At 38.6% G+C, this 23,020-nt stretch carries 23 protein-coding genes; 22 read left to right on the top strand and 1 reads right to left on the bottom strand.

What is annotated here, in order from left to right; translation table 11 throughout:
* Positions 1 to 17: 17 nt before the first annotated feature.
* Positions 18 to 191: a 50S ribosomal protein L32 gene (gene rpmF / locus OE105_RS06250; RefSeq protein WP_275421889.1), complete on the top strand. Its 174-nt coding sequence runs from the start codon at positions 18 to 20 to the stop codon at positions 189 to 191.
* A 246-nt stretch (positions 192 to 437) separates the two neighbouring features.
* The gene (locus tag OE105_RS06245) at positions 438 to 992 is read left to right on the top strand and encodes an RsfA family transcriptional regulator (RefSeq protein WP_275421888.1); all 555 of its coding nucleotides are present in this window, start codon (positions 438 to 440) and stop codon (positions 990 to 992) included.
* A gap of 120 nt (positions 993 to 1,112) precedes the next feature.
* On the opposite strand, the gene OE105_RS06240 is transcribed toward OE105_RS06245, so the two are convergent.
* Positions 1,113 to 1,583 (bottom strand): N-acetyltransferase, encoded by a 471-nt coding sequence (locus OE105_RS06240; protein WP_275421887.1) that lies wholly within the window; start codon positions 1,581 to 1,583, stop codon positions 1,113 to 1,115.
* A 180-nt stretch (positions 1,584 to 1,763) separates the two neighbouring features.
* On the opposite strand from OE105_RS06240, the gene OE105_RS06235 reads away from it, so the two are divergent.
* The 20 genes from OE105_RS06235 to OE105_RS06140 all read left to right on the top strand — a co-directional run bounded on the left by OE105_RS06235 (position 1,764) and on the right by OE105_RS06140 (position 22,954).
* Positions 1,764 to 1,976 carry an acetyl-CoA carboxylase biotin carboxyl carrier protein subunit gene (locus tag OE105_RS06235; protein WP_275421886.1) on the top strand — a complete coding sequence of 71 codons (213 nt, stop codon included), beginning with the start codon at positions 1,764 to 1,766 and terminating at the stop codon, positions 1,974 to 1,976.
* Positions 1,977 to 2,000: 24 nt separating this feature from the next.
* Positions 2,001 to 3,533 (top strand): acyl-CoA carboxylase subunit beta, encoded by a 1,533-nt coding sequence (locus OE105_RS06230; RefSeq protein WP_275421885.1) that lies wholly within the window; start codon positions 2,001 to 2,003, stop codon positions 3,531 to 3,533.
* A 198-nt stretch (positions 3,534 to 3,731) separates the two neighbouring features.
* Positions 3,732 to 4,613 carry a 2-dehydropantoate 2-reductase gene (locus OE105_RS06225; protein WP_275421884.1) on the top strand — a complete coding sequence of 294 codons (882 nt, stop codon included), beginning with the start codon at positions 3,732 to 3,734 and terminating at the stop codon, positions 4,611 to 4,613.
* A gap of 13 nt (positions 4,614 to 4,626) precedes the next feature.
* Positions 4,627 to 5,013, top strand: coding sequence for a DUF3397 family protein (locus OE105_RS06220; RefSeq protein WP_275421883.1), 387 nt, complete (start codon positions 4,627 to 4,629; stop codon positions 5,011 to 5,013).
* Between the two features lie 73 nt (positions 5,014 to 5,086).
* Complete coding sequence (gene bshC / locus OE105_RS06215) at positions 5,087 to 6,706, top strand: bacillithiol biosynthesis cysteine-adding enzyme BshC (RefSeq protein WP_275421882.1); 1,620 nt, start codon at positions 5,087 to 5,089, stop codon at positions 6,704 to 6,706.
* 210 nt (positions 6,707 to 6,916) lie between these two features.
* Positions 6,917 to 7,348 (top strand): division/cell wall cluster transcriptional repressor MraZ, encoded by a 432-nt coding sequence (mraZ, locus tag OE105_RS06210; RefSeq protein WP_275421881.1) that lies wholly within the window; start codon positions 6,917 to 6,919, stop codon positions 7,346 to 7,348.
* A 64-nt stretch (positions 7,349 to 7,412) separates the two neighbouring features.
* Positions 7,413 to 8,351 carry a 16S rRNA (cytosine(1402)-N(4))-methyltransferase RsmH gene (rsmH, locus tag OE105_RS06205; protein WP_275421880.1) on the top strand — a complete coding sequence of 313 codons (939 nt, stop codon included), beginning with the start codon at positions 7,413 to 7,415 and terminating at the stop codon, positions 8,349 to 8,351.
* Between the two features lie 17 nt (positions 8,352 to 8,368).
* The gene (gene ftsL, locus OE105_RS06200; protein ID WP_275421879.1) at positions 8,369 to 8,722 is read left to right on the top strand and encodes a cell division protein FtsL; all 354 of its coding nucleotides are present in this window, start codon (positions 8,369 to 8,371) and stop codon (positions 8,720 to 8,722) included.
* Positions 8,719 to 10,932 carry a penicillin-binding protein gene (locus OE105_RS06195; RefSeq protein ID WP_275421878.1) on the top strand — a complete coding sequence of 738 codons (2,214 nt, stop codon included), beginning with the start codon at positions 8,719 to 8,721 and terminating at the stop codon, positions 10,930 to 10,932. The genes ftsL and OE105_RS06195 overlap by 4 nt, the downstream gene beginning before the upstream one ends.
* Positions 10,933 to 11,201: 269 nt before the next feature.
* A complete protein-coding gene (locus OE105_RS06190) occupies positions 11,202 to 13,115 on the top strand; it encodes a stage V sporulation protein D (RefSeq protein WP_275421877.1) in 1,914 nt (637 codons plus the stop codon).
* A 236-nt stretch (positions 13,116 to 13,351) separates the two neighbouring features.
* Positions 13,352 to 14,815, top strand: coding sequence for a UDP-N-acetylmuramoyl-L-alanyl-D-glutamate--2,6-diaminopimelate ligase (locus tag OE105_RS06185; RefSeq protein ID WP_275421876.1), 1,464 nt, complete (start codon positions 13,352 to 13,354; stop codon positions 14,813 to 14,815).
* Between the two features lie 33 nt (positions 14,816 to 14,848).
* Positions 14,849 to 15,271, top strand: a complete 423-nt coding sequence (locus OE105_RS06180; protein WP_275421875.1) for a hypothetical protein — start codon at positions 14,849 to 14,851, stop codon at positions 15,269 to 15,271.
* A gap of 1 nt (position 15,272) precedes the next feature.
* Positions 15,273 to 16,247 (top strand): phospho-N-acetylmuramoyl-pentapeptide-transferase, encoded by a 975-nt coding sequence (gene mraY, locus OE105_RS06175; RefSeq protein WP_275421874.1) that lies wholly within the window; start codon positions 15,273 to 15,275, stop codon positions 16,245 to 16,247.
* Complete coding sequence (gene murD / locus OE105_RS06170; protein ID WP_275421873.1) at positions 16,248 to 17,603, top strand: UDP-N-acetylmuramoyl-L-alanine--D-glutamate ligase; 1,356 nt, start codon at positions 16,248 to 16,250, stop codon at positions 17,601 to 17,603. It abuts the gene before it with no gap.
* A gap of 72 nt (positions 17,604 to 17,675) precedes the next feature.
* Positions 17,676 to 18,776, top strand: a complete 1,101-nt coding sequence (spoVE, locus tag OE105_RS06165) for a stage V sporulation protein E (RefSeq protein WP_275421872.1) — start codon at positions 17,676 to 17,678, stop codon at positions 18,774 to 18,776.
* A gap of 252 nt (positions 18,777 to 19,028) precedes the next feature.
* Positions 19,029 to 20,135: an undecaprenyldiphospho-muramoylpentapeptide beta-N-acetylglucosaminyltransferase gene (gene murG, locus OE105_RS06160; protein ID WP_275421871.1), complete on the top strand. Its 1,107-nt coding sequence runs from the start codon at positions 19,029 to 19,031 to the stop codon at positions 20,133 to 20,135.
* Between the two features lie 233 nt (positions 20,136 to 20,368).
* Positions 20,369 to 21,157, top strand: coding sequence for a cell division protein FtsQ/DivIB (locus OE105_RS06155; RefSeq protein WP_275421869.1), 789 nt, complete (start codon positions 20,369 to 20,371; stop codon positions 21,155 to 21,157).
* The gene (locus OE105_RS06150) at positions 21,147 to 21,842 is read left to right on the top strand and encodes a DUF881 domain-containing protein (protein WP_275421868.1); all 696 of its coding nucleotides are present in this window, start codon (positions 21,147 to 21,149) and stop codon (positions 21,840 to 21,842) included. The genes OE105_RS06155 and OE105_RS06150 overlap by 11 nt, the downstream gene beginning before the upstream one ends.
* A 31-nt stretch (positions 21,843 to 21,873) precedes the next feature.
* A complete protein-coding gene (locus OE105_RS06145) occupies positions 21,874 to 22,602 on the top strand; it encodes a DUF881 domain-containing protein (RefSeq protein WP_275421867.1) in 729 nt (242 codons plus the stop codon).
* Between the two features lies 1 nt (position 22,603).
* Positions 22,604 to 22,954 (top strand): small basic family protein, encoded by a 351-nt coding sequence (locus tag OE105_RS06140; protein WP_275421866.1) that lies wholly within the window; start codon positions 22,604 to 22,606, stop codon positions 22,952 to 22,954.
* Positions 22,955 to 23,020 lie beyond the last annotated feature (66 nt).

Here is a 23,020-nt window from a genome sequence, read left to right as displayed (position 1 = left end):
GTAAGGAGGTGTAAACTATGGCTGTACCTTTTAGAAGAACTTCCAAAATGAAAAAACGTTTGCGTCGTACGCATTTTAAATTACAAGTTCCCGGTATGGTAGAATGTCCGAATTGTGGTGAAATGAAATTGGCCCATCGGGTGTGCAAAAACTGTGGAACTTATAAAGGTGAAGAAGTTATTAATAAATAAGTGAAATAAAGAAGCCTACATAAAATGGCTTCTTTTTATTTTTATAAAAATATTCCTCGGTTTTCATCCTCCTCCCTCGTTTCAAACCGTCCAACAACATAATCCTCTACATTTTTCGTAAACTTCATTTTATTTTAAAATATCCTCTCTGAATTTTTAGGAAACTTTCTCAAATCCCAGTCTATCGTTTCTACTACTTGCATATATTTGAATGACGAATGGAAATTCGATAAGGGAGGGGATTTGATGACTTCGGTGCGACAAGATGCTTGGACGAAGGATGAAGATCTGCTTCTTGCGGAAGTGGTTTTAAGACATATTCGGGAAGGTAGCACCCAATTGAAAGCTTTCGATGAAGTAGGAAAAAAATTAAATCGGACTGCAGCTGCCTGTGGCTTCCGTTGGAACTCTACCGTTCGCAAACAATATCAATCGGCGATAGAATTAGCGAAAAAGCAACGGAAGGAAGGAAAACGAGGAATTCGTCAAAACACTGGAGAATTGGAAGCTGTATCGGAACAGGGGAAAAAAACATCGATTCGTTTAGAAGATGTTATTGAATTTTTACAGAATATGAAGGAAAGGGAACATCTTTTCGAAGCAAATTTAGAAAATACAGAAAATAATTATCAAGAAAAACTCCTTTTCATGGAAAATCGTCTGAAGGAGTTGGAAAAGGAGAATGAGAAATTAGTAAAGGAAAATAAAGAATTAAAAGATGAATATGTGTCTTTATTAACCATTTTGGAAAAAGCGAGAACGTTGACTAAAACGGAAAAGGAAGAAATGGAGAAGGAATGAGCCCGAAAGAAAAGGGATGGAACCAAAGGATCGATACGGATATAGGAATGTTTGAAATTGAATGTTTAAGAATAGTCGGGCGAAGGATCCAATTGGAAAGGAAGAAACCGCCCGAAAGTTTTATTTTTTTTCAGAAAAACCGACAGGCATCCAAATTAGCGGATTTTCCCCTAAATCCCGTTCCATATCGTAATGGGCAGGGACGAACCCTTGTTTTAACCAAAATTCTTTCGATTGCATTCTCGCATTTGTTTTAATTGGTAATCCGAAACCTTTCGCAAAATCGACGAGGGCGGTCCCGAACCCTTGATTTTGAAAATCAGGTAGCACTTCTAATTTCCAAAGTTCCAAATAATCGGTAGCCGGTTCAAAATATTTGTTGTACTCTCGACTCACTCGATACAAACTCATCCTCGCGACTAATCTTTCACCGTAGTAAATGCCATAAAAGGGGGAATCACTATCATTTTCAATGATATTCGCTTCCAAGTCCTCTAACATGGAAAGCTCTTGCAAACCATATTCTTTAAATTTCTTAAATTCTTCCAACGTTTTGTAATTAATTTTCAATCTTTCTACTCGAACCGTCATAGTCTTTCCTCCTTAAGAAATGAACGCTTTTTTAATATTATATATAAATTATTTTAAATTTTCGAGAATGAAACATTTAAACGTTTACAAAAAATGAAGGAAAAAAACGGATATCGTCGAATATTACTATAAACAACATTGAAATCGCGGAAAAATGAAAGATCGATAGGAGGAATGAATATGGCATTTATCGAAGCAAAAATGGCTGGGACTATTTATCGAATCAACGTATCTCCTGGAGAAAAAGTAGAAATTGGTCAACCGGTTATCATTTTAGAATCGATGAAAATGGAAATCCCGATTGAATGTGAAACAGCCGGAACGGTAAAGGAAGTTCGAGTACAGGAAGGGGATTTTGTTAACGAAGGCGATGTACTTATTTCTTTAGAATAAGCGATGGAATGGGGTTGGGAGAAAATGGATCAAAGGGTTACAAACTTGAAAGGAATACGGGAAAACATTTATCGCGGTGGAGATGAAAAATATCATAAAAAATTAAAAAAACAAAACAAATTATTCGTCCGGGTTCGTCTCAAAAAATTATTCGACGACGGTCGTTATGAAGAGGACGGTCTTTTTGCCAATTGTCAACAGGGGGATTTACCGGCTGATGGGGTCGTTACAGCAATTGGGAAGGTAAAGGGAAGAACCGTTTGTGTCATGGCCAACGATTCAACGGTGAAAGCAGGTTCTTGGGGTGCAAGAACGGTAGAAAAAATTATCCGAATGCAAGAAGTAGCCATGAAATTAAAAGTGCCGATGTTTTATTTAGTCGATTCCGCCGGTGCCCGGATTACCGATCAGTTGGAAATGTTTCCAAACCGCAGAGGTGCAGGAAGAATCTTTTACAATCAAGTGAAAATGAGTGGGATGGTTCCGCAAATTTGTATATTATTTGGACCATCTGCTGCAGGAGGGGCTTATATTCCTGCATTTTGTGACATCGTCATCATGGTAGACAAAAATTCTTCCATGTATCTCGGTTCCCCCCGAATGGCAGAAAAGGTTATCGGAGAAAAGGTCACTTTAGAAGAAATGGGTGGGGCGAGGATGCACTGCACTGTAAGCGGTTGCGGAGATTATTTAGCCGATACCGAGGAAGAAGCGTTAGAAGTAGCGAAAAAATATATCGACTATTTTCCACAAAACTATTCCACCTTGCCGAAAAAGGAAAAGTCAAAGGAACCCTCTTTCATAGGGGATTTGAATGAAGTGATTCCTACGAATCAAAATATTCCGTTTAATATGTACGACTGTATCGAAGCATTAATTGATGAGGGAAGTTTTTTTGAAATAAAAAAATTATTCGCTCCGGAAATCATCACCGGTTTGGCGAGAATTGGTGGACGGGTAGTTGGAATTGTTGCGAATCAACCGAGGATCAAGGGAGGGGTATTGTTTGTCGATTCTGCGGATAAGGCGGCAAGGTTTATCACCCTTTGCGATGCTTTCAACATCCCCCTCTTATTTCTGGCGGACGTGCCCGGTTTTATGATCGGGACGAAAGTGGAACGGGCGGGAATTATCCGGCACGGTGCAAAAATGATCGCAGCGATGAGTTCCGCAACGGTTCCAAAAATATCAGTCATTGTACGTAAAGCTTATGGAGCAGGGCTTTATGCGATGGCGGGCCCAGCCTTTGAACCGGATGTATGTATCGCTTTACCTACGGCGCAAATAGCGGTCATGGGTCCAGAGGCGGCCGTAAATGCTGTTTATTCGAATAAAATTCAAGAAATTGAAGATAAAGTGGAACGACAAGCGTTCATCGATGAAAAGGAAAGGGAATATAGGGAACATATCGATATTTACAAATTAGCATCGGAGTTAATTGTCGACGAAATCGTGGATCCGAATGAATTACGAAACGTCCTTATAGAACGGTTTGCCTTCTATGAAACGAAAGACCTTACTTTTAGTGAACGGAAACATCCTGTATATCCGGTATAACGAAGGGCCGACGATTCGGCTCTTTTTCTCATTTTCCTGTCGGACAAAAGGTCATTTTTTACGTATAATTGGAATCGTATTCATATTCGATTAAAAAAATTGTTGAAATTGGGATAAAAAAAAGAAAAATACCGTTCATTAGAAAACCAATTTTTGCTAATATGTTAAGTAGAGAATGAAGAATGGTGGATGATTTTTTTGAAAATCGGAATCATTGGAGCAGGTTCAATCGGACTATTGTTCGCTCATTTTTTAAACGATCATCATGATGTGACCCTTTATTGTCGTAGGAAAGAACAGGCGGATGCGATTAATGAAAAGGGCATCAAACTGATCAATAAAGATATTCGCTCTGTAAAAAAAGTTTCTGCAACTTGTTCACTTAAATCTTTAGTGAAAGAACAGCTAGTGATTGTGGCAGTGAAGCAGTATGGGATCCGTGCGGTAGTGGATCAGTTGAAAAACGTACCGATGAACATTCCCCTTCTTTTTTTGCAAAACGGGATGGGGCATTTGGACGATTTGAAGACACTTCCGTACACTTCGATCGTACTCGGTACGGTCGAACACGGTGCATATCGACTGTCGGATCATGTTGTCCATTTTACTGGATGTGGACGAACAATTTTGGCAATGTATCGCGGAAAATCGGAGTTATCTTTTACCTTTGCCAAACAATTGTCTAAACAAGGATTTCCCTTTGAGGCGACGGAAAATTATGAAAAAATGTTGATGGACAAATTGATAGTCAATGCCGTAATCAATCCCCTTACAGCCCTTCTTCAGGTGAAAAACGGTCAATTGGTTACGAATCCGTATTATTTTCAATTGATGAAATCGGTTTTTTATGAGGTGGCAAACGTATTGGAATTAACGGATCAGGACGATGAATTTCGCCGTATCGTATCGATTTGTGAAAAGACCGGGGAAAATTATTCCTCCATGTGTAAAGATGTGATGGAAGGGCGACAAACAGAAATTGACGGGATTTTAGGATTTCTGTTGAAAAAAGCTGAAGGAAAATCTTATCCCCTTTCCCTTTTAAAATTTTTATACAACGCAGTGAAGGGAATGGAATGAAGGAGAGGTAGGGATGGCACAACTATTTACGAGTATTATCACTTTCTTTATTTTTTCACCGCTATTTTTCTTTTTATTACTATTATTCATTTTAAATTTACGCTTAAAGGATGACAACCGATCATTCAAATTAGCAGCGGATGGTTCCGTTCCTTTTTTATTATTGTCCGTTTATTTTTTAATGGAAGTAATCTGGGAAAAATCCTTTTTTTTGCTCTTTCTCCTTTTGTTAATTCTCCTTTTTTGCTTGTTTGCCTTCATTTATTGGAAAAAAACGAACCGATTCGATATGAAACTTGTTTTTCATAAGTTTTGGAGAATGCTCTTTCTACTTTTTGGTCTCCTTTACGTTGTTTTCATGGTATACGGGCTTCTTTCATACGCCTTTCGTTATTTATAGCGAAATTCTTTTATCCCCAGGAAACCTTTGTTATACTTAAACATTAGAAAAATGAGAAAGGGAGATACGTCCGATGGAATTGTCCCGCTTTTTTTTACCTTATAAAAACGTTGTTTTGAACGAATATGTAAAAAATGGTAGCCATCCCTATTATCATTATCCGCTTAAAAATCCAATCGGAGATGAGGAACGAATTCGGGAATTGGAAAGTCGAAAATTTCCAAGGAAAGAAGTAACTCGGCATATTCGACAATATATGAAGCGATTTTCCATATCAAAAAATGTTGAAAAGTCATTGATAAAACTTGAAAGGAAAGATAGCGTCGTTGTAATCGGTGGACAGCAAGCGGGCTTATTGACAGGACCTTTATATACAATTTACAAAATGATGACGATTGTCCTATTGGCAAAGGAAAAGGAAGCGAGACTTCGGATTCCTGTCGTTCCTATTTTTTGGGTTGCTGGGGAAGATCATGATTTTCTAGAAATAAACCATGTATATGTAGAAGAGGAGCATATTTTAAAGAAAAAACAATATAATGATGATTCCTATCATGTAAAACATATCGTTTCAAAAAGACAACTTGATCATGCACGTCTTCGTAAATGGTATGAAGAGTTAATTCAAATATTTGGAGAAACGGAATATTCCAAGCATTTATTGTCCTTTTACAATAGGCAGCTTACAAAGGCTGAAACGTACACGGATTTTTTTGTTGCGATTTCCAATGAACTATTTCAAAACTACGGCTTATTGTTTGTCGATTCGTCCCAACTTGAATTAAGAAAAATAGAGTCACCATATTTTATAAGTATGATTGAAAAAGGAGAGGAAATCGGTGAGGCTTTAAAAAATCGTCAGCAAAAAATGTTAGAACAAGGTTGGGAAAAAGTGATTCATACGGACGAAAACTGTTTCCACTTATTTTACGAAATGGATGGAATTCGACATTTGCTTTATACGACGAAGGAAGGGAACGTATATTCCGCAAATGGAAAAATTTTTTCAAAAGATGAACTCATCGAATTGGCTAGATCGAATCCGGAATATTTCAGTAATAATGTCGTTACTCGCCCCTTGATGCAAGAATTATTATTTCCGACGATCGCTTTTGTGGCTGGACCGGGCGAAATGCAATATTGGGCGGAATTAAAGGAAGTATTTGAACGATTGAATCTCCGTATACCTCCGATCGTCCCCCGATTAACGATCACTCTTCTTGAACGGAATTTGGAAAGGGAACTCAAAGAATTAGGATTACAGGTTGACCGGGTGTTAATGGAAGGAACAAAAGAGGAAAAAAAGAAAGCGTTAGAAATGTTAAAGGACCAAAATCTCCTTTCGTATTTCGAAAAGGGGAAGAAGGAAGTAGAGTGGACGTACCAACAAACCATTCGTCGAATTATTGAATTTGACAAAGGGCTGGAAGGAATCGTCAAAAAAAATGAACAGTTGATCTTACAACAGTTCCTCTTTTTAGAAAAGAAAGTTGAGGAAATAATGGAACGGAAACATTCGGTTCTTTTGACGAAATACGATCGAATTGAAAATCATTTATTTCCATTTGGCCGTTTTCAAGAGCGATGTTGGAACATTTCCTATTTTTTCAATAAATATGGAATGGATCTAATCGATCGATTAATGGAACTTCCCTTTGAAATCAATGGATACCATTATATCGTTAAATTATAAGAAAAAAGTTGAACTGTCACTAGTGGACAGTTTTTTTTGCGCCTTTTGATTAACAGTGAGGAATCTTTACCATAGAAAAATAGGCCAAAATACCTATAAAATATGGAAATAATTTTATTGTTCAAAAAATTTTTTGGAAAAGGAGAAAAATAGGGTGGTAGAAAGTGGGGAATTGTGGTAAATTTGTGATATAGAGTGGAGGGATCGGCTATGTTCATGGGAGAGTATCGTCATAATGTCGATGCGAAAGGACGAATCATTATTCCCGCTAAATTCCGAGAACAACTTGGTGAAGTTTTTGTTCTCACCCGAGGACTTGATCAATGTTTATTCGGGTATCCTATGAACGAATGGAAAGTGATTGAGGAAAAAATAAAATCTCTCCCATTAACAAAAAAAGATGCACGAGCCTTTGCACGGTTTTTCTTTTCCGGTGCAACGGAATGTGAAATCGATAAACAAGGTCGGATCAATATCCCGACACCACTCATTTCTTACGGAAAGATTGATAAGGAATGTGTGATCGTTGGTGTTTCAAACCGTATTGAAATATGGAATAAAACGATTTGGGAAGAATATTTTGCAAAATCTGAGGAATCCTTTGCAGAAATTGCTGAAAATATGATCGAATTTGATTTATGACGAATCGATTATATGGGACTAGACCCATTGATGAATATGAGTGGAATAGAAAGGCAGGAACAGCATGTTTGAACATACAACGGTACTTTTACAGGAAGCAGTCGAAGGTTTGAAAATTAAGCCCGACGGTATTTATGTCGATTGTACGCTAGGTGGGGCTGGTCATAGTTTTGAAATTGTAAAAAGACTATCCAACGAAGGCAAACTATTTGCTTTCGATCAAGATATACATGCAATCAACCACGCGAAAGAAAAATTAGCTAATCACATAAACAAAGTCGAATTTGTTCATAAAAACTTTGTTTATTTGAAAGAAGAGTTGGACGAAAGAAATATTCAGGGAGTCGATGGCATCTTATACGATTTAGGGGTTTCATCTCCCCAGTTAGACGTTGCCGAACGAGGCTTTAGTTACCATCAAGATGCACCGTTAGATATGCGGATGGATGAAAGAAAGACGTTAACAGCAAAGATTATCGTCAATGAATGGTCGTATGACCAATTAGTAAAAATTTTTTTCCGTTACGGTGAAGAAAAATTTTCAAAACAAATTGCCCGTTTAATTGAAACGAAGAGGAAAGATGCACCGATTGAAAGTACCGGTCAATTGGCGGAGATTATTAAAGAAGCGATTCCTGCCCCAGCGAGGAGAAAGGGAGGGCATCCTGCAAAACGGATTTTTCAAGCATTAAGAATTGCCGTCAATGATGAACTACATGTATTTGAAACCTCTTTAGAACAAGCTGTTCATAAATTAAATAAGGGTGGACGTTTGGCGGTCATTACCTTTCATTCTTTGGAAGATCGCCTCGCAAAATCCGTGTTCAATAAATACAGCAAATTACCGGAACTACCCCACGGTTTGCCCGTGATTCCAGAACAGTATGAGCCGTTGTTAAAACTGATTACGAAAAAACCTATTTTGCCTTCAAAAGAAGAAGTGGAAAATAATCATCGTGCCCGATCTGCAAAGCTCCGGATTGCTGAAAAAATCAAAGAATGAATGGGAGGGGGATTGAAATGAGCAATTTGGCGAGAAAGTTGCAACGTCAGGATGTTTATTCACCGCAAATTGACAAAAGGGTAGTGAAAAAACGAAAGAAAATTACAAAAGGAGAAAAGTTTCTTTACGGTTTAATGGTTGTTGTTCTTTGCTTTTTATCTGTAAAAATCATCGCTACCCAAGCAAGCCTATACCAGGTGAATAAGAATATTCAATTGACCCAAGCGCAAATGGATGAGCAGGAAAAAGTATTGCAAGACTTACAATCCCAAGTTAACGAATTGAAAGATTATCGTCGCCTTGCCAAAGAAGCGGAAAAATTAGGTTTAAAAATGGATGAAAATAATATTAAGAGTGTACATACGCCATGAAACGACCGAGCATGAATCGAAGAGCATTGCTACTATTTTTCCTTTTTAGCGTGCTCTTTTTTACATTAGCATACCGCTTCTTTGCAATTCAGCTAACAGGTCAAGCAGATGGAGAAGTTCTTGCAAAATATGCGGAGAAAAAATACGGAAAGATGAGAATTTTAGAAGGAAAGAGGGGTTCGATTCTCACTCGGAACGGGGAGCCACTGGCGATCAATACGATGGCATATAAATTAGTGGCGGTCTTGGATCCCTCGGTTACACCTGAAAATGCAAAAACACCGAATCATGTCGTTGATCCAGAAAACACCGCTAAAGAATTGGCAAAATATATTCCTATGGATGAAAAAGACATTCTCAATCGGTTGCAATTGGTCAAAGAAGGCTATTTTCAAGTAGAGTTTGGGGAAGCGGGGAGAAATCTGTCTTATGAAACGAAGGAAAAAATTGAGAGTCTGAATTTACCGGGTATATTATTTATACGGGAATCAAAACGGGCTTATCCGAACGGTATATTCGCTTCCCATTTATTAGGCTTTGCCCTTCCATCAAATGAATCAGGAGAAGAAAAATTAGTCGGTCAAATAGGGTTAGAAAAAACTTTGAATAATTATTTAGAAGGCAAAAATGGAAAAATTGAATATAAAAGTGATCGATGGGGATTGATTTTACCCTATACAGATGCAAAAATCATCCCACCTGAAAATGGGGATACAGTATATGTAACGATTGACAAAAAGATTCAAACCTTTTTAGAAAATGCGATGAGTGAAGTCGATGAAGTTTATTCTCCAGTAAAGATGATGGGAATCGTAGCCGATGCGAAAACAGGTGCCATATTAGCTATGGCTCAGCGTCCGACCTTTGACCCAAATACGCGGGAAGGAATCGATGAAAATTGGCAAAACATCGTCGTTGAAACGGCCTTTGAACCCGGTTCGACAATGAAAGTATTTACTTTAGCTGCAGCGATTGAAGAAGGGGTGTTCCATCCGAATGAAACCTTTATGTCAGGATCCTTTACTGTAAAAGGATCAAAACCTATTCGGGATCATAACTATACCGGTTGGGGAGAAATTACTTTTCTGGAAGGAATTCAAAAATCATCGAATGTAGGTGTTTCCTACTTAGTCGAAAAGATGGGTACGGATGTGTTTAGACATTATTTGGATCTTTTTCATTTTGGTCAACCAACGAATATCGGATTAGCAAATGAAGCGAGTGGAACGATTCAATTCCAATGGGAAAGGGATAAATACGCTACGAGTTATGGACAAGGTTCTTCCGTCACCGCTTTACAACTTATTCAAGGAATGACGGCAATTACGAACAATGGGAAGATGATGTACCCGTATGTGGTCGAAAAAATTGTCGATGAAGAAGGAAAGATGATCAAGGGTAGTGATATGAAGGAAGTGGGAACACCGATATCTGAAAAAACGGCAAAACAAGTTCGAGAAATTTTAGAGACGACGGTTACAGAGGTAGGTGCAACAGGCAACCGGTTCCAAATCGACGGTTATGATGTGGGAGGGAAGACGGGAACGGCCCAAATCTATGAACCTGGTGTAGGTTATTTAACCGGTTGGGAAAATTATATTTTCTCGTTTATCGGCTTTGCACCTGTCGATGATCCACAACTGATCGTTTATGTGATGGTGCAACAACCGGATTTGGATGAAGAAAAATATGAAGCAGGTTCCGTACCAGTATCGATGATTTTTAATCCGGTCATGAAAAAAAGCTTGCAATATTTGAATATAGAACCGGACGACGGAATTACCCCTGCCGATGTCAGTGAAATACCGGATTTAACCGGGTCATCCGTGCAACAAGCACTGAATATATTAAAAGATTTAAAATTAGAACCGATCATAATTGGAAATGGTTCCCATGTTACATCCTTTTATCCAGAAGAAGGAACCCATTTATTGGAAGGAGAAAAGGTGTTGATTGGATCAGATGGAACGTGGATGATGCCGGATTTAACCGGTTGGTCATTACGGGATGTTTTAAAATTCGCATCTTTAACGAATATCCAAATGTCCTATAGTGGCACCGGTTATGTAATCAATCAAAGCTTGGAAAAGGGTACGGTTATTTCCTCAAAAAGTCGATTAACCGTTGAACTTGAAGATCCGTTAAATATGATGAAAACAAATGATCAAGAAGAAAGCAACTCCCTTCAAAAGGGAGGAGAGGGGGAATAAGGAACGAAGAGGTTTTCTTTCCCCCCTCTATTTTTTTTGCGGCGAGATGCCGCTTTAACGAATTTTAACGATGAACCTTACAATTGATTATAGATTCATCTTTCGATCCAATCCCATTTGTCAAAACCCTAAACAAGTGACAATCTTCACGGAAAGAAATTGGATGAACTTAGGAATAGACAAATTTTCCAAATCCTCCGTTTATAACATGTATTTTTTTTAAAAAGACAAGCATATATTGGAATGGAATAAAAAAAGGGGGTACGCATATGAACCGGGTTTCCCAAGTAACGGTTCGCAAACGGCTTGTCTTTACATTAATTTCAGGATTATTATTATTTTCCATTATCGTTTTACGTCTCGGCTACGTTCAACTCGTTTTGGGAAAGATGTTAACGGAGAAGGCGGAAAATTCATGGAACCGGGAGATCCCCTTTGAACCGAAACGGGGAGAAATTGTCGATCGTAACGGTGTTCCTTTAGCTACAAACAAAAGTGCCCCGACCGTCCATATCGTACCTAGACAAATCAAAAATCCTGTTGAAACTGCAAAGCAATTGGCGAAAGTGCTAGAAATATCAGAAGAAAAACTATATCAATATGTGACGAAAAATGAAAGCATAGTAACGATCCCTGAAGGAAAAAAAATATCCAATGAGAAGGCGACGGAAGTCCGCTTATTAAATTTAGACGGGGTCTATATTTCGGAAGATTTCCTTCGCCATTATCCCTTCGGTGCCTATTTATCCCACGTCCTCGGATTTACCGGTATCGATAATCAAGGGTTGACCGGTCTAGAATTAGCGTACGATAAGGAATTGGCAGGAAAAAAAGGGTCTGTTCAATTTTATTCAACCGCAAAGGGTCAGCGGATGGAAAATATGGCCGATGAGTACCGTCCTCCTGTCGATGGGTTGAATTTAAAACTAACGATCGATTCGGAAATTCAATCCATCGTCGAGCGAGAATTGGATTTAGCGGAGGCAAAATACAATCCCGACGGTTTAATTGCCATCGCCATGAATCCGAACACAGGCGAAATTTTGGCTATGGCATCCCGTCCCAATTTTAATCCGGCTGAATTTCAACATGTTTCTCCGGAAATTTACAATCGAAACTTACCGATTTGGAGCACTTATGAACCTGGATCAACTTTTAAAATTATTACATTAGCTGCAGCCATAGAAGAGAATCAGGTTGATTTAGAAAATGAGCATTTTTATGATTCTGGATATGTTGAGGTGGCAGGGACACATCTTCACTGTTGGAAAAAAGGTGGACACGGTTCCCAATCGTTTTTAGAAGTCGTTCAAAATTCTTGCAATCCAGGGTTTGTCGAATTGGGAAACAGATTAGGTAAAGAAACATTGTTCAAATATATTAAAGATTTTGGTTTTGGAAAAAAAACCGGAATCGATTTACAAGGGGAAGGTACAGGGATTTTGTTTTCTCCCGATCGAATCGGTCCTGTGGAATTGGCTACGACTTCTTTCGGACAAGGGGTTTCCGTAACACCGATTCAACAGGTGGCCGCCGTATCTGCAGCGGTTAACGGTGGAATCCTTTATCAGCCATATATTGCAAAAGAACTGATTGATCCAAATACAGGTGAAGTCGTTATGCGAAATACGCCAAAGGCAAAGAGAACGGTCATTTCCGAAGAAACATCAAAAAAGCTTACTTATGCTTTGGAAACGGTTGTCGCCAAGGGAACAGGGAAAAATGCCTTTGTTGACGGATATCGTGTCGGCGGGAAAACAGGAACGGCCCAAAAAGCAAAGGATGGTCATTATTTAGCTAATAATTACATCGTTTCTTTTATCGGTTTCGCACCGAGTGATGATCCGAAAATCGTTGTTTATGTTGCCGTCGATAATCCAAAAGGAACCGTCCAATTTGGTGGAACGGTGGCCGCCCCGATCGTCGGTAATATTATTGAGGACAGTGTCCATATTCTCGATATTGAACCTAGGGAAAATCAAATTGAAAAAGAACCTACATGGTTAGACAAACCGATTGTGGAAGTACCGAATTTAGTTGGATTGAAAAAGGAAGATATTCCCCATCAATATTTCCGCTTGCATATTGAAGTGGAAGGAACGGGAAATACGATCATCGACCAGGCTCCAGAACCGGGTACGAAAGTGGAGGAAGGTTCTACGATTCGAATTATTTTAAATTAAAAAGAAAGGAGTGGCCGACCATTGGCTTCTCCTTTTCGATTCAGTGTGCACCGATAGGTTAGATCGACGTAATTTCTTTTCATCCATATGAATATGGGAAAAAGAGATGATTATGATTTTTAATAGACGGGTGGAAAGGGAATTTATGAAAATGGATTATAGCCAAAAAGGAATGTTTCATGTAAAATGGATGTTGGTAAATTTTCCTGCCTTTTCACAAGAAGGAGATGTTTAAATTGAAACTCCAAACGTTATTGAATGCTTTATCATTTACACAAGTGACCGATCAATCTATAAATCCTGAAATTAAACGTATTGAACAGGATACTCGAAAAGTAGCGGAAGGAACTTTGTTCATATGCATCGAAGGAACGGTTTATGACGGCCATCAATTTGCGAGAGAGGCAGAAAAAAGAGGGGCTGTAGCTATTGTTGCTAAGAAACCTGTCGATGTGAATGTTCCCGTCGTTTATGTTCAAGATACGAAACGAGCGATGGCGATATTAGCTTCTGCCTTTTATCAGTATCCGTCTGAAAAACTTAATATTATTGGTGTCACCGGTACGAATGGAAAAACATCTGTCAGTCATATGATTGAACATATTTTTCAAACAAACGGAAAGTCGACCGGTTTAATTGGAACATTGTATACGAAATACAATAACGAAACATTCGATACGAAAAATACAACACCTGACAGCATTACTTTACAAAAATTATTTTCTAACATGATTGCAAAAAATGTGGAGTTTGTTAGTATGGAAGTTTCATCCCACGCCCTTGTTCAAGGGAGGGTCTGGGGAACCGATTTTGACGTTGCGGTTTTTACGAATTTGACTCAAGATCATCTCGATTATCATAAAACAATGGATGAATATCGTTTTGCAAAAGGGTTACTGTTTTCCCAATTAGGTAACACGTATTCACCTGAAAGGAAAAAATTTGCCATATTGAATGCAGACGATGAGGCATCCCGCTATTTTGAAACAGTTACAGGTGTACATATTTTAACTTATGGAATTGAACGGCAAGCAAATATTCGAGCGACAAATATCCGTTTTTTTAATAAAGGTACATCCTTCACATTACAAACACCAGAAGGCAAGTGGCAAGTAACGATTCCGTTAATTGGAAAATTCAATGTGTATAATAGCCTCGCTGCCATAAGTGTTGGCTTTGTTTACGATATTCCAATGGATAGAATCATTCAATCCTTTACCAAATTTCCGGGTGTACCCGGTCGACTTGAATTAGTCGATGGGGGCCAATCATTTGGCGTCATCGTCGATTATGCCCATACTCCGGACAGTTTAGAAAATGTATTGAAAACGGTCCGTTCAATTGGAAAAGGAAGGTTATTTGTCGTCGTTGGTTGTGGTGGCGACCGGGATCGACTAAAACGTCCAATCATGGCAAAAATCGCATGCAAATATGCGACAGACCCGATTTTTACGTCCGATAATCCCCGCAGCGAAGATCCGATGGCTATATTAAAAGAAATGGAAGAAGGGGTCAAAGGTTTATATTATAAAGTAATTCCGGATCGAAAAGAGGCGATCCAATGGGCCATTCGTTCAGCTTCAAAGGATGATATCGTGCTGATTGCGGGAAAAGGCCACGAAACTTATCAAATCATTGGGGATCAAAAAATCGATTTTGATGATCGATTAGTCGCAAGGGAAGCGATTCGAAATAAATAAGGATGGGCTTTGTTAATTAAAGGAGATGTAGTTATGTATATTACACACAATCATATTTCTCGTTTATTTCCTGATATAAAGGGAATGAACGATCAGCTATTACGTTTTGAAACCATTTCTTTTTCCACAAAAGCGAAACAACCAAACGGTCTATTTGTTCCCCTTTTTCAGAAGGATATCGAAGAGGCTTATAATAACGGTGCAATCGCAACCCTGTGGAACGAAAATGAACCGCTTCCTTTAACGATTCCGAACGAATTCGCTGTTTTCTATGTTTACGATGTACTTGAAGCTGCGATTCGAATCGTGGAAGAATTCGGTGTAAATCATCTAAACCATCATACGAAAATTATTTTGATGAATCGTCAAAAAACGGGTGAAAAAATCCTTACTCCGTCAGCGATTAGCCAAAAACATTTTATTATGCTTTTAGACGAGTGGAAGGGGAGGGTGTAAGATGGCTAGTCAGTCCATTATGATTTCAATTGTCATCGCTTTTTTCATCACCGTCCTTTTTTCACCCGTCTTCATCCCATTTCTGAGAAGATTGAAATTTGGGCAAAGTATACGGGAAGAAGGGCCAAAATCCCATCAAAAAAAGCAAGGAACACCGACAATGGGCGGTATAATGGTTATTTTGTCGATCGTCATTACCTCTTTGATTGTCGTTAAGAGTATGTACGAATTGACGGCGGAAATTTATCTTTTATTATTTGTAACTCTCGGTTATGGTCTTTTAGGGTTTCTTGATGATTTCATAAAGGTCGTTTTGAAACGGAATCTCGGATTGACATCGAAACAAAAGCTTTTCGGTCAAGTGGTCATCGCCCTTATTTTTTATTGGATCTATCGGCAATACGGCTTTCTTACGGAAATTCAAATACCGATGACGGATTATTCTTTATCGGTAGGATGGGTTTATATGTTGTTTGCTATATTTTGGTTGGTCGGCTTTTCAAATGCTGTAAATTTAACCGATGGGTTGGACGGATTGTTATCGGGAACAGCAGCCATCGCCTTCGGAGCTTATGCGATCCTTAGCTGGAATCAAGGGCAATACGACATCGCTTTATTCTCATCTGCGACAGTCGGTGCAGTGTTAGGTTTCCTCGTTTTTAATGCTCATCCGGCAAAGGTGTTTATGGGCGATACCGGATCTTTAGCTTTAGGCGGTGCTATTGCTGCCATATCTATGATGACTGGATTGGAATTATTATTACTGATTATCGGCGGTGTATTTGTCATTGAAACGTTATCTGTAATCCTTCAAGTCATATCCTTTAAATTAACTGGAAAGCGGATTTTTCGAATGAGTCCTTTACACCACCATTATGAATTGAAGGGTTGGTCTGAATGGAGAGTTGTGGTGACCTTTTGGATGGTCGGATTGTTATTTGCCATTTTAGGAATATATATCGAGGTGTGGATCTAATTGAAACATTCGTTGGCATTTCAAAATAAAAAAGTACTCGTATTAGGTTTGGCGAAGAGTGGCTATAGTGCTGCTCTTCTTTTGCACGAATTAGGAGCAAAAGTTACGGTGAATGATCGAAAATCCTATGAAGAAAATAAAGATGCGGTCGAAAAGCTACAAAAGAAAGGTATTCAAGTTGTTTGTGGATACCATCCAGATAAGATTTTGGAGGAAGGGTTTTCCATCGTCGTAAAAAATCCAGGAATTCCGTATTCAAATCCAGTCATTCAAGATGCGATGCGTAGAGGAATTTCCGTTATTACAGAAGTGGAACTTGCTTACCAAATTTCTGAGGCGGAATTTATCGCTGTAACAGGAACGAATGGAAAAACGACAACAACGACATTAATTTACGAAATGTTAAATCGGGCCAATCTTTCTCCATTAATTGCTGGTAATATCGGTACCGTCGCATCAGACGTGGCTAAAAAAGCTGGGAAAGAGAATCAAATTGTTATCGAACTTTCCTCCTTCCAATTGATGGGAATCGATCATTTCAAACCGAAAATCAGTGTGCTCACGAATATTTACGATGCCCATTTAGATTATCACGGAACAAGGGAAGCATATGTTCAAGCGAAAAAAAACATTATGAAAAATCAAGGAAGCGGAGATTTTTTCATCACGAATTTTGATCAAGATGAGTGTCGCTCGATTGCAAAGGAAACAGAAGCGACAGTCGTACCTTTTTCTACGAGAATGGATTTAGATAACGGTGCATGCATAAAGGACGGATTCGTCTATTTTCAAGGGGAGAAATTAATCGATTTACAATCCATATTACTGCCTGGGAAACATAACTTGGAGAATATTTTGGCTAGTGTAGCGGCAGCAAAATTGGCCGGTGCTACAAATGATGCAATCAGGGACGCGTTAACAACCTTCCGAGGCGTCAACCATCGCCTTCAATTTGTTCAGGAGGTTAACGGACGCTTTTTTTATAATGATTCGAAAGCGACAAATATTTTAGCGACGAAAATGGCGTTATCGTCCTTTTCCCGTCCTGTCATCTTATTAGCAGGTGGATTAGATCGGGGATATGAATTTGATGACCTTATTCCCCATTTAAAAAACGTTAAAGCAATGATTACTTTTGGACAGACGAAGGAAAAATTAAATAAGGCAGCACAAAAGGCGGGAATAAAATCGATCATTTCCGTCGAAAATGTTGAAGAAGCCGTTATGAGAGCCTATCCTTTGTCGAAGGAAGGGGATGTCATACTTCTTTCTCCTGCCTGTGCTAGTTGGGATCAGTATAAAAATTTTGAGGAGAGAGGGGACATTTTTATCCAAGCGGTGCATAAGTTAAAATAGGGCTTGTATTTTTTGTTTGAACATATACGTAAAAACGGGACAAGTCCAAATTTTATTTAGGAGTGAGTGATCTTGCCTTTAAAAAAGGCGGCTCCCGATTATTTACTTTTAATCGTAATTTTTTCCTTATTATCCTTAGGACTGATTATGGTGTATAGTGCAAGTGCCGTTTGGGCGGATTATACTTTCGATGACTCCTTCTATTTCTTTAAACGGCAATTATTGTTTGCAACTTTAGGGATTTTTGCCATGTTTTTCATTATGAATATCGATTATTGGACATGGCGGACATGGGCAAAGTTGATCATTATCTTTTGTTTTTTTCTTTTAATTGCTGTATTGATTCCGGGGGTTGGCAATGTACGAAACGGGTCCCGTAGTTGGATCGGAGTCGGAGCATTCTCCATACAGCCGTCCGAATTTATGAAACTTGCGATGATAATATTTTTAGCGAAATATTTATCGATGAACCAGAAAAAAATTACATCGTTTAAAAGGGGATTGTTGCCGAGTCTTTCCATTGTTTTCCTTGCTTTCGCCCTCATTATGTTCCAACCGGATCTCGGAACAGCAACGGTTATGCTCGGGACTTGTATCGTCATGATTTTTGTCACAGGTGCGAAGATATCCCATTTTATTTCTTTAGGGATGCTCGGACTGGTTGGATTTATCGGTTTAATCGTATCTGCACCTTATCGACTCAGACGGATCACTGCCTTTTTAGACCCGTGGCAGGATCCAACCGGTGATGGGTTTCAAATCATTCAGTCATTATATGCCATCGGTCCCGGTGGTTTGTTTGGACTTGGTCTTGGACAAAGTAGACAAAAATTTTTTTATTTACCAGAACCCCAGACGGATTTCATATTTGCAATCTTGGCAGAGGAACTCGGTTTTATCGGAGGTTCCCTCGTCCTATTATTATTTGCCCTTTTGTTATGGCGGGGCATTCGTATCGCATTGCATGCGCCGGATTTGTACGGTTCCCTACTTGCCGTCGGTATTATTTCGATGATTGCAATTCAAGTAATGATCAATATCGGGGTTGTCACCGGCTTGATTCCCGTCACTGGGATTACACTACCATTTTTCAGTTACGGTGGTTCATCTTTAACAATTATGCTCGCAGCAGTTGGAATCCTATTAAATATTAGTCGTTATTGTCGAATTTGACCGTATGGTGATTGGAATTTTTTCAAATTGTATGGCAACAGGTGAAAATTGAAAGAATTTATGGATCAAACGAAGGAGCAGTGAATTTACTGTTTCCTTCGTTTTTGCTGGGAAAAGATAGTTTTTCAACTTTTTTTACGAAAAGAATCGGTCTGTTGAAAATAGTTGTACATTTTTGTTACCTAAAGGTTTAATATGGTAATATGAACGATGATTTACTTTTTTATTCGGATAATTTGAGGTGAAAAAAGAATGAGAATAATCGTTAGCGGAGGCGGTACAGGAGGACATATTTATCCGGCGCTTGCCTTTTCCAAAACAGTTCAAAAACTCGATCGGCAAGCGGAAATTTTATATATTGGAACGGAAAGGGGATTGGAGAGCAAAATCGTCCCCGAATCGGGTATCCCTTTTCAAACGATTGATATTACCGGCCTGAAAAGAAAGCTTTCCATCGATAATGTGAAGACGGTGATCAAATTTTTGAAAGGTGTGAAAGAGAGTAAAAGAATCATTAAAGAGTTTAAACCAGATCTTGTAGTCGGTATGGGAGGATACGTAAGCGCACCTGTCGTCTATGCTGCCAGTCGTTTAAATGTCCCGTCCCTTATTCACGAACAAAATAGTATCCCTGGATTAACGAACAAATTATTAAGTCGATTCGTCGATAAAATCGCGATTTCCTTTGAAGATTCTGCTAGATATTTTCCTGCAGACAAAGTTGTGGTAACCGGGAATCCACGGGCTACGGAAGTGTTAGGTCGTGATGGAAAAAGAGGAAAGCAGTCGATCGGTTTGGATTTGGAGAAAACAACAGTATTGATTTTTGGTGGCAGTCGGGGAGCAAGACCGATCAATGAAGCCGTACTAAAAATATTATCTGACTTTGGTACGCGGACATATCAAGTGCTCTACATCACTGGGGAAATTCATTACGAAGCAGTAAAAAGAGAAGCGGCTTTGGCAGGAAACGCTGAAAACGTGAAAATCGTTCCCTTTATCCACAATATGCCGGAAATATTGGCAGGAACGGATCTCGTTGTATCGAGGGCAGGTGCAACTTCCATTAGTGAATTTACATCGATTGGTTTGCCGAGCATATTGATTCCAAGCCCTTATGTAACAAATAATCATCAGGAAAAAAATGCGGAACTTTTACAAAAGGCAAATGCAGCAGTTGTTATTTTAGAAAAAGATTTATCAGGGAAACGGCTATTGGAAGAAATTGATCGGATCGTCGATGAAAAGGGCAGGTTGGAACAAATGAAAAAAGCTGCAAAATCCTTGGGCGTACAAGATGCTGCATATCGTTTATACGATGTGTGCAAATCGCTCGTAAAGGAAAATGCGAAAAAATAACGATTAGTTAAAAGGTCCTATCATATGAAAATGGCTGAATTTATAAGAATATGACATAATTGAACGATTTTTCAAGGGTATTGTAATATTCTATTGAAATAATAGGTCAAAAGTCGGGTAAATTATCTCTTTCTATGTATTCTAGCTATGGTATAATAGTGAAAAATAATCACCTGCTTGAAAGGATTCATTTTTTGATTTAGATTATTTTCACATCTTTTGGGGTGAATTTTTTGACACGGAAGGTAGTATCGATCGAAGACCGCATTCCGAAATTAAAGGAGAGAAGGAAAAGAAAAGAAAATAGGCGATTGATTCTAATTCTATTGCTATTTTTTTTCATTATTATTATCATTGCATATTTTCAATCTCCTTTAAGTAAAGTCGGTTCTATTACGGTTAAAGGAAATACAAGTGTAACTAATGAAGTGATTATTGAAAAAAGTGGAATAACGGAAAAAACGATCGTTTTGAACATCGACAAAGGAGAGGCGCAAGCGTCATTGACTGAGTTACCAGAAATAAAATCGACCCATATCCATGTTCAATTTCCAAACAAAGTGTTAATTTCTGTGGAGGAATTTGAACGTATCGGCTTAATTGAGGAAAATGGAGATATTTATCCATTGTTAGAAAGTGGAGAAAGGGCCTCAAATAAGTTGTCAGTTGGAAAGGGAGGGGGACCACTTTTACGGGAGTTTTCTGGACATGAGCTCATCCAAATGGCAACGGACCAACTCGTTCAAATCCCCTTTGAAATCCGTAATGCGATCTCCGAAATCGTCTACTCCCCGTCAAAAACGGATCAGTATCGGGTAGTGTTATATATGAATGATGGGTTTGAAGTACATGCCACCCTTCGAACATTAGCGGATAAAATAAAATATTACCCGTCGGTCATCAAACAATTGGATCCAAAGCAAAAGGGAATTATCGATTTAGAAGTCGGTATGTTTTTTAAATCGTATCAATCGATTCTACAAGACGAAATCAATCAAAGTGGTGATGGGAATGAAGAATAATCGAATCATCCTTTCCCTCGGTTTTCTCGTTTTCGGTTTTCTCATTGCCTATTCATATCAAATCACACATAATACGCCTGAGCCAGAACGAATGACCGATCGGGAGTGGGAACGGAATTTGGAATTAAGTGAACGATTGGCGACATTGGAACAGAGAAATTTGGATTTGCAAAATACCCTATTCAAACAACAAAATAAAATGTTAGAAATTGAAGAAAGTTTGGCTGATGAGGAACAAGTGCTATCCGATTTAGCGAAACAAGCGGAAGATTTACGTATGATCTTAGGTAAAGTGAAGGTAAAGGGGGAAGGAGTGGTCGTCACGTTGGATGACGATCAATTTGACCCGATGGAAGGGGATATTAACCAATTTATCGTTCATGAGCATCATGTTTTAAAGGTTGTAAATGAATTATATATATCTGGGGCTGAGGCCATTTCAATTAACGGAAAAAGGCTCACATCCCAATCGTATATCGTTTGTACGGGTCCAGTGATTACTGTCGATGGTCAGCAATTTCCCGCCCCATTTGTCATCCGTGCAATCGGCGATAAAGATACGTTGGAAAAGGCATTGAATTTTCCTGGAGGCGTGAAAGATCAACTGGTTGCTGATAATATCGTCGTTCGGATCGAAAAGGAAAATGAAATTGTTATGAATCCGGTTCTCGCCTCCGCTCAGTAAACGAGGCTATGTATGGAAAGAAGTGGGTTAGATGAAACAGAAAAATAAGATTAGTTTTTTTTTCGTGACTTTATTATTAGGGCTCATGTTGGCTATTCAATACCAATCAACGAATGAAAATGAAAATCTCGATACGAAGGATATGTGGGAATTACGTGAACGATATATTGAAGCGAAGGATTACGAGGCGAAACTCATACAGGAAATTCGCACGATTGATGAAAAAATAGCCGAGTATAAAAAAGTAGTTGAACATAGTAAAGGAACGGTTTTAAAACAAACGTTAGAAGAATTACAAACTGAAGCAGGTTTAACAGAATTAAGCGGACCAGGCATTATAATCACCATACAACCGGAAACTTCCTTTTTTCCCATTGATTCCGCTCCAACGGGATACGTATCACCTGATCTCATTCGAAAATTAATTAATGAATTAAATATGTATGGGGCTAAAGCCATTTCCGTTGCAAACCAAAGAATTATCAATACGACTTCAATTCGGGATGTTCAAGGGGAGACAAAAATTGATGGATTTCCTTTAAGAACATTCCCTATTGAAATTAAAGTCATTGCAGAAGATGAAAAAACGGCCAATAAATTATATAACGGCGTGCAAATATCGACTATTCCCGATGATTTTTTTATTGACAATTTATCGGTTTCCATTTCTGAAGTGAAAAAATCTATTACCATTCCAGCATACAACCATTCAATTAAAGTGGATGTGATGGAAACCGTTAAGGATGAGGGGGAACAATGATATGTGGCTTCCAATATTAGGATTAATCATTGGTGTTGCAATGGGATTGTTAACAGATATTCAAATTCCCGATGAATATTCGAACTATCTGTCAATTGCCGTTTTGGCCGCCCTCGATACATTGGTCGGTGGGATTCGTGCTCATTTACAAAATGTATATGATGAAAAAATATTCGTTTCGGGTTTCTTTTTTAATATAGTTTTGGCGGCAAGTTTAGCTTTTCTAGGCGTTCATCTTGGTGTAGACTTGTATTTAGCAGCAGTGTTTGCCTTTGGTGTCCGTCTGTTTCAAAATATAGCAATTATTAGGAGAATACTGTTAACAAAGTGGTCTTTATCAAAAAAAGAATAAAAAATGGCGAAAATAAGAGGAAAACCACGAAAAATGGCGAATATTTTATAATAAAATCATCTTTTT

This window comes from Fervidibacillus halotolerans, assembly GCF_026547205.1.
Classification (GTDB): Bacteria; Bacillota; Bacilli; order Bacillales; family Caldibacillaceae; genus Fervidibacillus; species Fervidibacillus halotolerans.
This window is presented reverse-complemented; position numbering and strand designations above follow the sequence as displayed.

Excerpts from the sequence above, each read along its gene's own strand:
- rpmF (WP_275421889.1), top strand. The coding sequence starts at position 18 with ATGGCTGTACCTTTTAGAAGAACTTCCAAAATGAAAAAACGTTTGCGT.
- OE105_RS06245 (WP_275421888.1), top strand. The coding sequence starts at position 438 with ATGACTTCGGTGCGACAAGATGCTTGGACGAAGGATGAAGATCTGCTT.
- OE105_RS06240 (WP_275421887.1), bottom strand. The coding sequence starts at position 1,583 with ATGACGGTTCGAGTAGAAAGATTGAAAATTAATTACAAAACGTTGGAA.
- OE105_RS06235 (WP_275421886.1), top strand. The coding sequence starts at position 1,764 with ATGGCATTTATCGAAGCAAAAATGGCTGGGACTATTTATCGAATCAAC.
- OE105_RS06230 (WP_275421885.1), top strand. The coding sequence starts at position 2,001 with ATGGATCAAAGGGTTACAAACTTGAAAGGAATACGGGAAAACATTTAT.
- OE105_RS06220 (WP_275421883.1), top strand. The coding sequence starts at position 4,627 with ATGGCACAACTATTTACGAGTATTATCACTTTCTTTATTTTTTCACCG.
- bshC (WP_275421882.1), top strand. The coding sequence starts at position 5,087 with ATGGAATTGTCCCGCTTTTTTTTACCTTATAAAAACGTTGTTTTGAAC.
- mraZ (WP_275421881.1), top strand. The coding sequence starts at position 6,917 with ATGTTCATGGGAGAGTATCGTCATAATGTCGATGCGAAAGGACGAATC.
- rsmH (WP_275421880.1), top strand. The coding sequence starts at position 7,413 with ATGTTTGAACATACAACGGTACTTTTACAGGAAGCAGTCGAAGGTTTG.
- ftsL (WP_275421879.1), top strand. The coding sequence starts at position 8,369 with ATGAGCAATTTGGCGAGAAAGTTGCAACGTCAGGATGTTTATTCACCG.
- OE105_RS06195 (WP_275421878.1), top strand. The coding sequence starts at position 8,719 with ATGAAACGACCGAGCATGAATCGAAGAGCATTGCTACTATTTTTCCTT.
- OE105_RS06190 (WP_275421877.1), top strand. The coding sequence starts at position 11,202 with ATGAACCGGGTTTCCCAAGTAACGGTTCGCAAACGGCTTGTCTTTACA.
- OE105_RS06180 (WP_275421875.1), top strand. The coding sequence starts at position 14,849 with ATGTATATTACACACAATCATATTTCTCGTTTATTTCCTGATATAAAG.
- mraY (WP_275421874.1), top strand. The coding sequence starts at position 15,273 with ATGGCTAGTCAGTCCATTATGATTTCAATTGTCATCGCTTTTTTCATC.
- murG (WP_275421871.1), top strand. The coding sequence starts at position 19,029 with ATGAGAATAATCGTTAGCGGAGGCGGTACAGGAGGACATATTTATCCG.
- OE105_RS06150 (WP_275421868.1), top strand. The coding sequence starts at position 21,147 with ATGAAGAATAATCGAATCATCCTTTCCCTCGGTTTTCTCGTTTTCGGT.
- OE105_RS06145 (WP_275421867.1), top strand. The coding sequence starts at position 21,874 with ATGAAACAGAAAAATAAGATTAGTTTTTTTTTCGTGACTTTATTATTA.
- OE105_RS06140 (WP_275421866.1), top strand. The coding sequence starts at position 22,604 with ATGTGGCTTCCAATATTAGGATTAATCATTGGTGTTGCAATGGGATTG.